This window comes from Kribbella sp. NPDC104218, assembly GCF_055584105.1.
Map to the genome: position 1 here is coordinate 3,035,890 of NZ_JBVJMQ010000001.1, position 14,121 is coordinate 3,050,010.

Sequence of the window (14,121 nt, forward strand, 5' to 3'; positions counted from 1 at the left end):
AGCGTGTACCCCGCCTGTCGCGTCGACGCCGCAGGTGGCTAGTCTCAGGCCGACGGAACGCGCCGGCGACCGTGCCCTCTGCACCGCAGCCTGCCGCGGCCCAACTCGAACAGGCGAGAGAGGGACCACAGTCGTGGACTTGATGGAGTACCAGGCGAAGACTGTCTTCGCCAAGCACGGTGTAGGGACGACGGTGGGTGAAGTCGTCACCACGCCGGAGGACGCCCGCGCGGCGGCCGAGAAGCTCGGCGGCGGCACGGTGGTCGTGAAGGCCCAGGTGCTGACCGGCGGCCGCGGCAAGGCCGGCGGCGTCAAGCTGGCCGCGAACCCGGACGAGGCCGAGGAGCGCGCCCGCGAGATCCTCGGGCTCGACATCAAGGGTCACATCGTCAAGACGCTGAACATCGTCCCGGCCGCGGCGATCGCCGAGGAGTACTACTTCTCGTTCCTGATCGACCGCGCCAACCGCAACTACCTCTGCATCGCCTCCGCCGCCGGCGGGATGGAGATCGAGGAGGTCGCGCACACCAACCCGGACGCGGTCGCCAAGATCTCGATCGACCCGGCCACCGGTGTCGACGAGGCGAAGGCCCGCGAGATCGCGACCGCGGCCGGCTACCCGGCCGACATCATCGACGCCGTCGCGCCGGAGATCGTCAAGCTGTACGGCGTCTTCCTCAGCGAGGACGCGACGCTGGTCGAGGTCAACCCGCTGGTCAAGCTGAAGGACGGCCGCGTCGAGGCGCTCGACGGCAAGGTCTCGCTGGACGAGAACGCCGACTTCCGGCACCCCGAGCACGCGGACTTCGCCGACACCTCGGCGGCCGACCCGCTGGAGGCCGCGGCCAAGGCCAAGGGCCTGAACTACGTGAAGCTCGACGGCTCCGTCGGCATCATCGGCAACGGCGCGGGTCTCGTCATGAGCACGCTGGACGTCGTCGCGTACGCGGGTGAGGAGTTCGGCGGGCAGAAGCCGGCCAACTTCCTCGACATCGGCGGCGGCGCGTCGGCCGAGGTGATGGCCAACGGTCTGGAGATCATCATCTCCGACCCGCAGGTGAAGAGCGTGTTCGTGAACGTCTTCGGCGGCATCACCGCCTGTGACGCGGTCGCGAACGGCATCGTGCAGGCCTTCGAGCTGCTGGCCGCGCGCGGCGAGGCCGTGAGCAAGCCGCTGGTCGTCCGGCTGGACGGGAACAACGCCGAGGAGGGCCGCCGGATCCTCGACGAGGCGGGTCTCGCCGGTCTGGAGCGGGTCGACACCATGGACGGCGCCGCCAAGCGGGCCGCCGAGCTGGCTGCGAAGTAAGGGATCGCTGAACAATGTCTATCTTCCTGACCAAGGACAGCAAGGTCATCGTCCAGGGCATGACCGGCTCGGAAGGCACCAAGCACACCACCCGGATGCTTGCCTCCGGCACCAACATCGTCGGTGGCGTGAACCCGCGGAAGGCGGGCACCAGCCAGGACTTCGACGGGACGGCGGTGCCGGTGTTCGGCACGGTCGCCGACGCCGTGGCCCAGACCGGTGCGAACGTCTCCGTCATCTTCGTGCCGCCGAAGTTCACCAAGGACGCCGTCCTGGAGGCCGTCGCGGCCGAGGTGCCGCTGGTCGTGGTGATCACCGAGGGCGTGCCGGTCCACGACACCGCCGCGTTCTTCGCCGCCGCGCAGGCGTCCGGCAAGACCCGGATCATCGGCCCGAACTGCCCGGGCATCATCACGCCGGGTGCGTCGAACGCCGGCATCATCCCGGCCGATATCGCCGGCCAGGGCCGGATCGGTCTGGTGTCGAAGTCCGGCACGCTGACCTACCAGATGATGTACGAGCTGCGGGACTTCGGCTTCTCCACCGCGATCGGCATCGGCGGCGACCCGATCATCGGGACGACGCACATCGACGCGCTGCAGGCGTTCCAGGACGACCCGGACACCGACGCGATCGTCATGATCGGCGAGATCGGCGGCGACGCCGAAGAGCGGGCCGCCGCCTTCATCAAGGACAACGTCACCAAGCCGGTCGTCGGCTACGTGGCCGGCTTCACCGCTCCCGAGGGCAAGACCATGGGCCACGCCGGCGCCATCGTCTCCGGCTCCTCCGGCACCGCGGCCGCCAAGCAGGAGGCCCTCGAGGCCGTCGGCGTCAAGGTCGGCAAGACCCCGACCGAGACCGCCAACCTGATGCGCGAAATCATGCAGAGCCTGACCAAGTAACACCCTCGAACGAGGCCCGCGACCGACCGGTTGCGGGCCTTGTTCTATTTGCCTTGCTATTTGAAGGTGGCGGAGCGTTCGGCGGCGCGGGTGAGGGTGTCGAGGAAGGCGGCGTCGGAGATGTCGAGGTCGGGGAGGACGGGGTAGAGGAGGTAGACGGCGTGGGTGCCGTTGAGGGCTACGCCGATCCGGACCTTGAACTTCTTCGACTTACCGGTCTCGAAGGAGGCTTCCCAGGCTTCGCCCTTGATGTCACCGGCGGAGATGGCGCCGGTGGAGCTGACCTTGGCGGTCGAGTTCGCCTTCTGGCAGCCGTCCAGGCTCCGGCGGAACTTGGTGACGTACGCCGAGGCGCCGGCGGCCGAGAAGCGCGCGACCGTGTCGTCGAGGCCGAACTCGGTGGGGACCTCGGCGCCGGGGGCGAGGTAGGTCTGGGTGCTGACCTTGGTCGCCTTCTCCTTCTTCGGGTCGATGACGCACTGCAGGATGTTGGCGGATTTGGCCGGCGTCCCGACCCAGGGCTTGTCGACGGCGCCCAGGATGGGCAGGTCGACCGGCGCCATGAAACCGGGCGGCTCGGACGTCGGCAGCAGGCTCGGCTTGGCCGCCGGCGTCCCGCTGCCGCAGCCGCCCGATTCGGCGCAGACCTTCTGAACGGCGGCGGACGTCGTACTCAGCAGCGCGGCCGGCTTGGGCGCCGCGGACCCGATGCTGTCGTGCTGGACGACGACCGTGGCCTGCCCGGCCAGCGTGACCGAGATCGCCTTGTACTTCGTCTTCGCGCCGGCCGGCTGGGCGAAGACGCCGATCCAGCCGCGGTCGCCGAGCCCGGTGGTCTGGTAGGCGGCGGTCAGCCTGGTCCGCTTCTCGGACACGCAACCGCTGAACCAGCCGACGATCGTCGTGTAGGCCTTGCTCGCCGCGGTCGCGTCGTTCGAGACCTCGACGTACTGGACGGCGGTCTCCTTGGTGGAGCGGTTCTGGAACGTGCGCACCCAGTTTCGTGCGGCGGAGGCGTCGGCGACGCTCTGCGACTGGCAGACGAACACATGACTCGTGTCGTCACCGCCGCCCAGCGTCTTCATGTCCCAGCTGCCGGTGGCGCTCAGGGTCTTGACCCCGGCCGTGTCGAGTAACGCGGCGTCGCTGCCGAGGACCTTGGACTTGCTCGGCTTGTCGTCGCCGCCCTTGGGGCCTGCGGAATCGTCCCCGCCGAAGGCGCTCAGCGCGGCGACACTGCCGCCGCCGACCAGCACCACCACAGCGGCGCCGGCGGCGATCGTCTGGTTCCGCTTGCGCGCCTTCTGCCGGCGGACCTCACGGGCAGCGGCGCGACCGCCTCCACGGGCTGCGCGGTGGGAACCGGCCAAAGCTCGACCTCCTGACACTGACTCCGACCGACAGTACTCGGTGGATCCGGATCGCCCACAATCTGCTACCCCTGGACCTCCGGGCGGGGACCGAGCGTGAGCAAGCGGCCCGAAGTCTTTCATATCCGGCGTGTCCGGCACAGCGGTGTCCAGCAGTGGAGCGACCATGGGAGTCAGATGACCGACACGCTCAGCCGCCCGGGCGCTCCTGGCGGCGACTCTGCCCCCGCGCCCGGCCCCGCTCAGGCTCCGGACGCCGCCCCGACCAGGCCTGTCATCCTGTCGGCGGTGCTCTCGGCAGGCGCCTGTCTGCTCACGGGCCTCCTGACCTGTACGGCGGTCGCCGTCATCGGCTGGCTGGCTGCAACCTTCGGCAGTGCGTCCGGCGCCGTCCGGGCCGGTGCGTCCGTTTGGCTGATCGCACACAAGTCCGGCGTGACGCTGGGCGGTGCCGGCATTTCCGTCGCCCCCCTCGGCCTGACGCTGTTCTTCGCCTGGTGTCTGTACCGCGGCGGTAAGTCCGCCGCCCGCACAAGCGCGGCCGACCGCACTCAAGAGCTGCTCACCCTCATCGGTACGTACGCCGTTTCCTACGGTCTCGGCGCCCTGATCGTGGCGCTGCTCACCTCCGAGGGCACGCTGCACGCCTCACCGGTATCCGCCTTCTTCGGCGCCGCCTCGCTCGCGCTGGTCGCCGGGGCGCTCGGCGTCCTGGTCGAGTCCGGTGCGGGGCACGACTTGGCCGATGCGACCCCAAGCGGTCTACGGGACGCCGTACCGGCTGCTGCGGCCGCCGTACTCACTGTGCTCGCCGTGGCGTCGGTCCTGTACGGCGTACTGCTCGCCATCCACTTCTCTCGCGCCACCGGCATGCTGGAGCTGCTGGGCGCCGGAGTGATCGGCTCGGTCGTACTCTTCGCGATCTGCCTGATGCTCGTCCCGAACGTGATTCTGTACGTCGTGGCGTTCCTGGCCGGTCCGGGCTTCCAGCTCGGAGTCGGTACGACGATCGCCCCCACCGGCGTCGACGTCGGCAACCTGCCCGCGCTGCCGTTGCTGGCCGCAGTCCCCGCGGACGGCGCGACGCCGACCTATCTACTCGTGTTGACCGCGCTCGTCCCGCTGGGAGCCGGCGCTGTGGCCGGGCTGATCGTCGTACGCCGAGGCCGGGCCGAGCAGCACACAGACGCGCTGGGCTGGGATGCGTTCGCGCTGCGCGGCGGAATCGCGGCTCTGGTGGCCGGGGTGGCCTTCTTCGTGCTGTTCGCCCTGTCCGGTGGCGCAGCGGGCCCGGGGCGGATGGCTGAGGTCGGCGTACCGGGTGCTTTGCCCGCTGCCGGCGTACTGACCGCTGGGATGGCTATCGGGGCCGCCATCACCGCTGCCGTGATGGCTGCCCGCAGACCGGCTGAACCGGAGCCTGAAGCCGAGCGATAGGCTTCCCGGCGTGACAGACCCCGTTGCGCCCACCCCTCAGCCTGCACGGCTCGTCGTGCTCGTCTCGGGCTCCGGGTCGAATTTGCAGGCTCTGCTCGACGCTGCGGCGGACCCGGCGTACGGCGCTCAGGTGGTTGCCGTCGGCGCGGACCGGGACGGAACCGTCGGTCTGGAGCGTGCGGCCGCGGCCGGTGTGCCGACGTTCGTCCACAAGGTGAAGGACTACGCCGAGCGGGCCGAGTGGGACCAGGCGCTGACCGCGTCGGTCGCGCAGTACCAGCCTGATCTGGTCGTGTCGGCCGGCTTCCTGAAGCTGGTCGGGGACGACTTCCTGGCTGCCTTCGGCGACCGGTACATCAACACCCACAACGCGCTGCTGCCCGCCTTCCCCGGGATCCACGGGCCGCGGGACGCGCTCGCGTACGGCGTCAAGGTCGCCGGCGCCACCCTGTTCTTCGTCGATGGCGGGGTCGACACCGGCCCGATCATCGCGCAGGTCGTCGTACCCGTCGAGGACGACGACACCGAGGACACCCTCACCGAGCGGATCAAGGAGGTCGAACGCCGCCAGCTGGTGGAGTGGGTCGGCCGGCTCGTCCGCGACGGCTGGACCATCACCGGACGAAAGGTTCGACTGAAGTGAGCACCGACCGCAGGCCGATCCGCCGGGCGCTGATCAGCGTCTACGACAAGACCGGTCTGGAGGAGCTCGCGAAGGCGCTGTCCGACGCCGGCGTCCAGCTGGTGTCGACCGGCTCCACCGCGGCCCGGATCGCCGCGTCCGGCGTCCCGGTGACCAAGGTCGAGGAGCTGACCGGGTTCCCGGAGTGCCTGGACGGGCGGGTCAAGACGCTGCACCCGATGGTCCACGCCGGCATCCTGGCCGACCTGCGCAAGCCGGAGCACGTCGAGCAGCTGAAGGAGATGCGGGTCGAGCCGTTCGACCTGGTCGTCAGCAACCTGTACCCGTTCACCGAGACGGTCGCCTCCGGCGCGTCACCCGACGAGTGCGTCGAGCAGATCGACATCGGCGGGCCGTCGATGGTCCGGGCCGCCGCGAAGAACCACCCGAGCGTCGCGATCGTCACCTCGCCCGCGCAGTACGACCTGATCTACAGCGTGCTGGACGAGGGCGGCTTCTCGCTCGAGGACCGCAAGAAGCTGGCCGCGGCCGCCTTCGTGCACACGGCCGAGTACGACGTCGCCGTCGCGTCCTGGATGGGCAACGTGCTCACCGACAGCTCCGAGGGCTCCGGCTTCCCGGCCTGGGTCGGCGCCGCCTGGGACAAGAAGGCCGTCCTGCGCTACGGCGAGAACCCGCACCAGCCCGCCGCCCTCTACACCAACGGCCGCGAGGGCCTGGCCGCCGCGGAGCAGTTGCACGGCAAGGAGATGTCGTACAACAACTACGTCGACGCGGACGCCGCGCGGCGGACGGCGTACGACTTCACCGAGCCCGCGGTCGCGATCATCAAACACGCCAACCCGTGCGGGATCGCCGTCGGCGCCGACATCGCCGAGGCGCACCGCCGCGCCCACGAGTGCGACCCGGTCTCGGCGTACGGCGGTGTCATCGCCACCAACCGCCCGGTCACCGTCGAGCTGGCCAAGCAGGTCGCCGAGATCTTCACCGAGGTGCTGGTCGCCCCGGCCTTCGAGGACGGCGCCGCCGAGATCCTCCAGGCCAAGAAGAACATCCGGCTCCTGGTCGCACCCGCGGTCTCGGCCGCCGAGCAGGTCGAGATGCGCGCCATCAGCGGCGGCCTCCTGCTCCAGCACTCCGACCGCTTCCAGGCCGCCGGCGACGACCCCGCCAACTGGACCCTCGCCGCCGGCGAAGCCGCCACCCCCGAGGTCCTCGCCGACCTCGCCTTCGCCTGGAAGGCCTGCCGCGCCGTCAAGTCGAACGCCATCCTCCTCGCCGCCGACGGCGCCTCCGTAGGCGTCGGCATGGGCCAGGTCAACCGCGTCGACTCCTGCCGCCTGGCCGTCGCCCGCGCCGCCGACCGGGCCCCCGGCTCCGTCGCCGCCTCCGACGCCTTCTTCCCCTTCCCCGACGGCCTCGAAGTCCTCCTCGAAGCCGGCGTCAAAGCAGTAGTCCAGCCCGGCGGCTCCATCCGCGACGAAGCCGCCGTCGAAGCCGCCACCAAAGCCGGCATCACCATGTACTTCACCAACACCCGCCACTTCTTCCACTGACCCACCCCGGCAAACACCCCCAGGTCCTCAGGACCTGGGGGTGTTCTCGTTCGTGCGCCTCAGTTGGGGACGATGAGGGCGAGGGTGGTGATGGCGGCGGCGGTGGCGAGGAGGAAGAGGATGTCGAAGGTGCGGCCGCGGACGTGGAGGAGGCCGGCGGTGCGTTCGGGGAGGGTGGCTCGGAGGAGGGCGGCGAGGGCGGGGGCGGCGGCGAAGGTGAGGACGCCGTTGCGCCAGTTGTAGAAGGTGAGGATGACGAGGCCGGTGGCGGCGACCAGGAGGGTGAGGGCCAGGGGCCACTCGGTGCTGCGGCGCTGGGCCTCGCCTGCCATCAGCACGTCACGCCCGCGCGGTGGCGGCCTCGACGGCCTCGACGACGTTGGTGAGGAGCATGGCCCGGGTCATCGGGCCGATACCGCCGGGCATCGGGGCGATCCAGGCGGCGGCGTCCCGGGCCTCGGGGGCGACGTCGCCGACGATCTTGCCCTCGGGGGAGCGGCTGGTGCCGACGTCGAGCAGGACGGCGCCGGGTTTGACCATGTCGGCGGTGATCAGGCCGGCCGAGCCGGCGGCGGCGATCACGATGTCGGCGGTGCGGACGACGGCGGCCAGGTCGGTGGTGCCGGTGTGGCACTGGGTGACGGTCGCGTTCTCCGAGCGGCGGGTGAACAGCAGGCCCATCGGGCGGCCCGCGGTGACGCCGCGGCCGACGACGACCACGTGCGCGCCGGCGATCGGGACGTCGTAGCGGCGGAGCAGCTCGACGCAGCCCTTCGGGGTACAGGGCAGCGGGCCGTCCTGGCCGAGGACGAGCTTGCCGAGGCTGACCGGGTGCAGGCCGTCGGCGTCCTTGGCCGGGTCGATCAGGCCGAGGATGGTGTTGGTGTCGACGTGCTTGGGCAGCGGCAGCTGGACGATGAACCCGGTGCAGGCCGGGTCCGCGTTGAGCTTCTGGACCTCGGCCGCGATCTCTTCCTGGGTGGCGGTGTCCGGCAGCTCGATCTGGATCGAGGCGATCCCGACCGCCGCGCAGTCGCGGTGCTTCCCGGCGACGTACGCCCGGCTGCCCGGGTCGTCGCCGACCAGAATCGTGCCCAGGCCGGGCACTGCACCCTGCTCCGCCAGCTTCGCGACCCGGACCTTCAGCTCGTCCTTGATCGCCGCCGCCGTCGCCTTGCCATCCAGAATCTGCGCGGTCACAAGGCAGGAGTCTGCCATGCGGACCGCTACAGCTTCACAACTGCTCCCGGACGCCGCCGTCCCGCGTGGAAGCGGGCGGCGGCGCCGATTGTGATGGCCTGGCGGTTCGCACTAGAGCTCCAGCCGGGGCCAGTCGCTCAGGTCGCGCAGCAGTTGCCGGTCGTGGGTGGCGACTACGACTGCGGCTGCGGTCGTCTGTAGTGCTGCGGTGAGCTCGTCGACCAGGGCGATCGAGAGGTGGTTGGTCGGCTCGTCGAGGAGGACGACGTGCGGGCGGGACGCCAGCAGGATCGCGAGGTCCAGCCGCCGCTGCTGACCGATCGACAGCTCGCCGACCGGCCGGGAGGCCTCCCGGGAGCCGAGCAACCCGAGCTCGCTCAGCGAGACCGTGTCGGTCAGCTGTCCGGTACTGACCAGCCGGGCGACCGCGGCGTCGTACACCTCGTACGCACGCCGCCCGGACGGCTCGGGCGACTCCTGCCCGAGCAGCCCGATCCGCACGTTCGGTCCATGCTGAACCGTCCCGCTGGACGGCGTGATCCGGCCACCCAGGACGCCGAGCAGCGTTGACTTCCCGGCGCCGTTCGGCCCGGTGACGAGCAGCCGGTCACCCGACTGCAGCAGCACCGGCGCGACCGGCTCGAGCCGCCCCGCGACCCCGACGTCCGTCGCCTGGATCAACGTCGCCCCCGGTCGTGACCCGAGCTCCGGCACCCGGAACCGCATCGGCGGCCGGGGGACGGCGATGACATGCGCCTCGAGATCCTCCTGCCGGCGATGCACCGCGCGGACCAGCGCCGGCGCCCGCGTCGCCCGGGTGTGCTTGCCGGTGCCCTTGTCCGGACGCCAGCCGGTCGACAGCCGGTTCTGCGCCGTCGACAGGTCGTCGGCCAGCCGCTGCCGCTCCGCAACCTGCGTGCGGTACTCGTCCTCCCAGCGGTCCCGTTCGGCCGCGCGCCCTTGCTGGTACCCGGCGTAGCCACCGCCGTACGTGCGCGGTAGCCCGTCGCTGGTCGGATCCAGATCCAGGATGGACGTCGCGACGTCCGACAGCAGCGCCCGGTCGTGGCTGACCAGTACGACGCCGCCCGGATGCGCCCGCAGCTGCGCGGTCAGGTACGTGAGCCCACCGGCGTCCAGGTGGTTGGTCGGCTCGTCGAGCAACAGCAGATCGTGTCCGGCGCCGAGCAGGCAGGCCAGCCGGATCCGGTACCGCTGCCCGACCGACAGCGTCGCGAGCACCCGGCTCCGATCGTCGATCGCACCCAACGCCGCGAGCGCGATGTCGACCCGCCGGTCGGCGTCCCAGGCGTCCAGCGCCTCGGCCACGGCGAGCGCTTCGGCGTACTGGTCGTCGGCCCCGGGCCGCTCTTCGGTGAGCGCCTCGGTCGCCGCGTCGAACGCCGCCAGCGCAGCCCGGACGGCGGCCAGCTCGACGTCGATCAGGTCGCCGACGGTCCGGCTGTCGTCGATCGGCATCTCCTGGTCGGCGATCCCGATCCCGCCGGTACGCCGTACTTCGCCTTCGTCGGCGACCAGCCGACCGGCCAGGATCTGCAGCAGCGTGGTCTTGCCACGCCCGTTCTCGCCGACCAGCCCGAGCCGATCGCCGGCCGACACGGTCAGGTCGACGCCGTTCAGAACCGGATGCCCGCCCCGGGCGATCCGGAGGCCAGTGGCACTCAAATGGGCGCGCGTGGGCAGGGCAATGGTGGTGGACATACTTCCTCCGAAACGAACCCGGACAGCGCTCTGCCGTGGTTCGGGGTCATGAATGGACAGCGGACGTCAGAACCGCGGCCGGCCGAGAGTGGGCGCCGCGGGAGTCCGTGCTGTCAGACGAAGAACATGTATTGACCCATGGCACGACCGTAACAGGGCGCCGCACCCGTGTCGCGGGAATTACCCGCCCCTTGCGAGGGTTCGACCAGATAGTTTATTCTTGAACTACTTAGCCAGGAGGAGACACCATGCCCGCCGTGACCGTCAGCGACATCACTGTGTTGCCCCGCATCCACCAGCCGGACCCGGCGGTCGCCCGGGAGCGGGCGGTCAAGTCGGTCACCTCGGCGCCGACCGGCTACGAGGGCGAGGGTTTCCCGGTCCGCCGCGCGTTCGCCGGCGTCGACCTGAAGGACCTGGACCCGTTCATCCACATGGACCAGATGGGCGAGGTCGAGTACGCGCCGGGTGAGCCGAAGGGGACGCCGTGGCACCCGCACCGCGGCTTCGAGACCGTCACCTACATGCTCGACGGCATCATGGAGCACCAGGACTCCAACGGCGGCGGCGGTGTCATCTCCAACGGCGACACCCAGTGGATGACGGCGGGCTCCGGCCTGCTGCACATCGAGACCCCGCCGGAGCACCTGGTCATGAGCGGCGGCCTGTTCCACGGCGTACAGCTCTGGGTCAACCTGCCCAAGGCGCAGAAGTGGGCGGCGCCGCGCTACCAGGACATCCGCGGCGGCGACTCCGCACTGCTGTCGACGCATGACGGCGGCGCGCTCATCCGCGTCATCGCCGGCTCGGTCGACGGCCACGACGGTCCGGGTTCGACGTACAGCCCGATCACGCTCGTCCACGCGACGGTCAGCCCGGGCGCCGAGCTCGTGCTGCCCTGGCAGCCCGACTACAACGCGCTCGTCTACGTCCTGGCCGGCCAGGGCACCGTCGGCGCCGACCGCCGTCCCTTCCGCAAGGGCCAGCTGGCCGTCTTCGGCCCCGGCGACACCATCCGGACGGCGGCCGCGCAGCAACAGCCCCAGGCCGAGCCGAACCTCGACGTCCTGGTCATCGGCGGTCGCCCGATCCGCGAGCCGATCGCGATGGCCGGCCCGTTCGTGATGAACACCCGCGCCGAGGTCGTCCAGGCCTTCGAGGACTTCCAGGCCGGCAAACTCGGCACCATCCCCGCTGTCCACGGCGCTCCCACCGAGCTCCGTAGCAGCAACTAAGCGTTCCTCGGGTCGAAGGCGCCGGAGTTGTCGAGATCCATGTAGCCCTGGATCCGCGGGTCGTCGTAGTCCGCGCCGTAGGCCTCGGCGAAGGCGCGTGCGGCGGGTGGCCCGCCGTACTGTGGGTTCAGGCCGCCGCGCAGGCTTTTGGCCATCAGCGCCAGGTCGAGGTAGCGGTCGCCGGCGCCGAGGCGGCCGACGTCCAGGACGCCGCTGAAGTGCAGGGTCTCGGGGTCGATGAAGACGTTGGGGGCGCAGTAGTCGCCGTGGGTGACTGCGGTGGCGTCGCCTGGGAAGGGCGAGGCGAACGGGCAGTCGGTCAAGGCGTCCAGCGCGCGCAGGCCTTCGGTCAGGGCGGCGAGGACGTGGGGACGGGCGGCGACCGGCCAATCCTGAGCGGCGTCGCGACCGTGGAGCGCCGAGGTGAGGAGCCATCCGTTGCCGCGGTCGAGCACTTGCGGGCAGGGGAAGTCGACGCTGTTCAGCCACTGCAGGCGATCCGCTTCGTCGTCGACAGCCGCGACCAGCGGACCTTCACCGGCCTTGTAATACAGGGTTTCGCGACCGCGATCGAGCCGGACGACGGTCGCGCCGGAGTAGCCGAGCAGGACCGGTTCGGCGTTGGAGGCGCCGAACCGGTCCTGGAGTGCGGAGAGATTCACTCAGCGAAGATTACGGTGCAACGCCGAAATCAGCTCCCCATTTGCGGTGTCACCGTCGAGCGACCAGATCATCGCGCCGCCGAGGTTGCGCTGCGAGATGTACTGCGCCTTGCGCTTCATCTCGGTCGGGTCGTCCCAGGTCCAGAACGTCGTCCCGTCGAACAGCCAGGCGAAGCCGGCCTTGTTGTCGCGGTGCACGGTGAACGACGACAGCTTGGCCTTGAGGATGCGGTAGTCCTCGTAGCCGGCCTCGAACGTGGCCGGCGCCGGGCCGGTCGCGTTCTGGAACAGGCCGTTGTTGGCGTTCGTCACGCCGGTCCACCCGCGGGAGTAGAACGGCACGCCCATCACCAGCTTGCTCCGCGGCGCGCCCCGGGTCAGGTAGGCGTCGATCGTCACCTGCGAGCTGAACTCGGCCGCCGTCGGGTCACCCTCCGGCCCGTCGATCGCGGACTGCTGGTTGGTCTGCGGGTCCCAGGCGCCGTGGTAGTCGTAGCCCTGGGTGGTGGCGAACGTCAGGTCCTTGAAGATCTTCTTGACCTCGAAACCCCGGTCGACCTGAGCCGGTGCCGCCGGGAGGAACGCGGTCAGGTCGTGGCGGCCCTTGAACGGCCACGACAACCGGTCGAGCTGCTTGCGGTACTCGTGCACGAGGCCGGTGAAGTTCTGCTTGTCCTCGGGCCGGATCACGTTCCCGGGGTTGCCCTCGCTGCCGGGCCACTCCCAGTCCAGGTCGATACCGTCGAACACGCCCTTCGCGGCGCCGGCCGGCAGCCCGGGCAGGTTGCCCTTGATCCACAGGTCGAGACAGGACTTCACATGCGCGGCCCGCTTCTCCGGCAGGGCGGCGTTCGAGAAGTACTTCGAACCCGTCCAGCCGCCGAGCGAGATGTTCACCCGCAGCTTCGGGTACTTCTTCTTCAGCTGCTTGAGCTGGTTCAGGTTGCCCTTGAGGGCCTGGTCGGGCGCGTCGGCCTTCCCGCTGACACTCTGCTCGGCGGTGAACGCGCGCTGGTAGTCGGCGTTCGGGTCGCTGCTGTAGCAGCTGCCCGCCTCGTCGACGAAGCCGAACGCGTAGTTGATGTGGGTCAGCCGGGCGGCCGATCCGTTCTTGACCAGGTCACTGACCAGGAAGTTCCGGTCGTAACCGCTCCACTGCGTGTAATACCCCACCACGCGCTGACTGCTGCTGCCGTGCGCCTGAGCCGGTACGGCGGTGCCTCCCGCCAGCACCGCGGTCGCGACGACCAACAGGCTGATCTTTCGACGCTTCATCTGACTCCCCAATTGGGCGTTCAGGGACAAGTTGGGCTCACCCTAGGCGCGCTCCGACGATTAACACAATGTCCCTTTCAAAACACTGGTGAGTAAGGTCGCGACATGACGAATGTCCGCGCGGACCTGGCTCCCACCGGAGTACTCCGAGCCTCGATCAATCTGGGCAACCCGGTACTCGCCCAGGGGACGCCGGCCGATCCGCGCGGCGTCACGGTCGACATCGCCCGCGAGCTCGGCCGGCGCCTCGGCGTACCGGTCGAGCTGCTCTGTTTCGACGCCGCCCGGAAGTCGTTCGAGGCCATCGTCACCGGTGCGGCCGACCTGTGTTTCCTCGCGATCGACCCGGCCCGCGCCGACCAGGTCGCGTTCACCGAGCCGTACGTCGTCATCGAGGGCGTGTACGTCGTCCCGGTCGGCTCGGCCCTGCGTGCGGTCGCGGACGTCGACGGTCCCGGCGTCCGGATCGGGGTCAAACAGGGTTCGGCGTACGACCTGCATCTGAGCCGGACCCTGCGGCAGGCGACGATCGTGCGCGGTGACGAGGGCGTCGACGTCTTCCGCGCCGACGGGCTCGAGGCCGGCGCCGGGATCCGGCAGCCGGTGACGGCGTTCGCCGCCGCGCATCCGGAGTACCGGTTGATCGACGAGCCGTTCATGGAGATCCGGCAGGCCGTCGGCGTGCTGAAGGATCGGCAGCCGGAGACGGTCGCCTACCTGCGCGCGGCCGTCGCCGAGCTGATCGAATCCGGGTTCGTTTCGAGGTCGCTCGAAGGGTGATGCAACCCGGCGGGGTGTCCGCGACAT

At 70.2% G+C, this 14,121-nt stretch carries 13 protein-coding genes; 7 read left to right on the top strand and 6 right to left on the bottom strand.

Annotated features, from left to right (window positions below; translation table 11 throughout):
- The first annotated feature begins 133 nt into the window (after nucleotides 1-133).
- Both sucC and sucD read left to right on the top strand, forming a co-directional pair.
- Complete coding sequence (sucC, locus tag ACZ6ZD_RS14360) at nucleotides 134-1,309, top strand: ADP-forming succinate--CoA ligase subunit beta (protein ID WP_465671912.1); 1,176 nt, start codon at nucleotides 134-136, stop codon at nucleotides 1,307-1,309.
- 14 nt (nucleotides 1,310-1,323) lie between these two features.
- Nucleotides 1,324-2,214, top strand: coding sequence for a succinate--CoA ligase subunit alpha (sucD, locus tag ACZ6ZD_RS14365; protein ID WP_465671913.1), 891 nt, complete (start codon nucleotides 1,324-1,326; stop codon nucleotides 2,212-2,214).
- A 56-nt stretch (nucleotides 2,215-2,270) separates the two neighbouring features.
- On the opposite strand, the gene ACZ6ZD_RS14370 is transcribed toward sucD, so the two are convergent.
- Entirely contained in the window at nucleotides 2,271-3,584 is a 1,314-nt protein-coding gene (locus ACZ6ZD_RS14370; protein WP_465671915.1) for a hypothetical protein, read from the bottom strand.
- 177 nt (nucleotides 3,585-3,761) lie between these two features.
- Here ACZ6ZD_RS14370 and ACZ6ZD_RS14375 point away from each other — a divergent pair, with 177 nt between their 5' ends.
- Genes ACZ6ZD_RS14375 through purH form a run of 3 tightly spaced genes read left to right on the top strand, consistent with a single transcriptional unit; the run spans nucleotide 3,762 to nucleotide 7,220 of the window.
- Nucleotides 3,762-5,021 carry a cell division protein PerM gene (locus ACZ6ZD_RS14375; RefSeq protein ID WP_465671917.1) on the top strand — a complete coding sequence of 420 codons (1,260 nt, stop codon included), beginning with the start codon at nucleotides 3,762-3,764 and terminating at the stop codon, nucleotides 5,019-5,021.
- Between the two features lie 10 nt (nucleotides 5,022-5,031).
- Nucleotides 5,032-5,664, top strand: a complete 633-nt coding sequence (purN, locus tag ACZ6ZD_RS14380) for a phosphoribosylglycinamide formyltransferase (protein WP_465671919.1) — start codon at nucleotides 5,032-5,034, stop codon at nucleotides 5,662-5,664.
- Nucleotides 5,661-7,220 (top strand): bifunctional phosphoribosylaminoimidazolecarboxamide formyltransferase/IMP cyclohydrolase, encoded by a 1,560-nt coding sequence (gene purH, locus ACZ6ZD_RS14385; protein WP_465671921.1) that lies wholly within the window; start codon nucleotides 5,661-5,663, stop codon nucleotides 7,218-7,220. Before purN ends, purH begins: the two co-directional genes overlap by 4 nt.
- A 59-nt stretch (nucleotides 7,221-7,279) precedes the next feature.
- On the opposite strand, the gene ACZ6ZD_RS14390 is transcribed toward purH, so the two are convergent.
- The 3 genes from ACZ6ZD_RS14390 to ACZ6ZD_RS14400 all read right to left on the bottom strand — a co-directional run bounded on the left by ACZ6ZD_RS14390 (nucleotide 7,280) and on the right by ACZ6ZD_RS14400 (nucleotide 10,142).
- Complete coding sequence (locus tag ACZ6ZD_RS14390) at nucleotides 7,280-7,552, bottom strand: DUF3017 domain-containing protein (protein WP_465671923.1); 273 nt, start codon at nucleotides 7,550-7,552, stop codon at nucleotides 7,280-7,282.
- Nucleotides 7,553-7,559: 7 nt separating this feature from the next.
- A complete protein-coding gene (locus tag ACZ6ZD_RS14395) occupies nucleotides 7,560-8,420 on the bottom strand; it encodes a bifunctional methylenetetrahydrofolate dehydrogenase/methenyltetrahydrofolate cyclohydrolase (protein ID WP_465671925.1) in 861 nt (286 codons plus the stop codon).
- Nucleotides 8,421-8,531: 111 nt separating this feature from the next.
- Entirely contained in the window at nucleotides 8,532-10,142 is a 1,611-nt protein-coding gene (locus ACZ6ZD_RS14400) for an ATP-binding cassette domain-containing protein (RefSeq protein WP_465671927.1), read from the bottom strand.
- A gap of 248 nt (nucleotides 10,143-10,390) precedes the next feature.
- On the opposite strand from ACZ6ZD_RS14400, the gene ACZ6ZD_RS14405 reads away from it, so the two are divergent.
- Nucleotides 10,391-11,377, top strand: coding sequence for a pirin family protein (locus tag ACZ6ZD_RS14405; RefSeq protein ID WP_465671929.1), 987 nt, complete (start codon nucleotides 10,391-10,393; stop codon nucleotides 11,375-11,377).
- Here ACZ6ZD_RS14405 and ACZ6ZD_RS14410 read toward each other — a convergent pair.
- Both ACZ6ZD_RS14410 and ACZ6ZD_RS14415 read right to left on the bottom strand, forming a co-directional pair.
- Nucleotides 11,374-12,039 (bottom strand): phosphotransferase, encoded by a 666-nt coding sequence (locus tag ACZ6ZD_RS14410; RefSeq protein ID WP_465671931.1) that lies wholly within the window; start codon nucleotides 12,037-12,039, stop codon nucleotides 11,374-11,376. The two genes, ACZ6ZD_RS14405 and ACZ6ZD_RS14410, sit on opposite strands and share 4 nt — an antisense overlap.
- Nucleotides 12,040-13,314, bottom strand: a complete 1,275-nt coding sequence (locus ACZ6ZD_RS14415; protein ID WP_465671933.1) for a glycoside hydrolase family 18 protein — start codon at nucleotides 13,312-13,314, stop codon at nucleotides 12,040-12,042.
- 105 nt (nucleotides 13,315-13,419) lie between these two features.
- Here ACZ6ZD_RS14415 and ACZ6ZD_RS14420 point away from each other — a divergent pair, with 105 nt between their 5' ends.
- The gene (locus tag ACZ6ZD_RS14420; protein ID WP_465671935.1) at nucleotides 13,420-14,094 is read left to right on the top strand and encodes a transporter substrate-binding domain-containing protein; all 675 of its coding nucleotides are present in this window, start codon (nucleotides 13,420-13,422) and stop codon (nucleotides 14,092-14,094) included.
- Nucleotides 14,095-14,121: the final 27 nt, after the last annotated feature.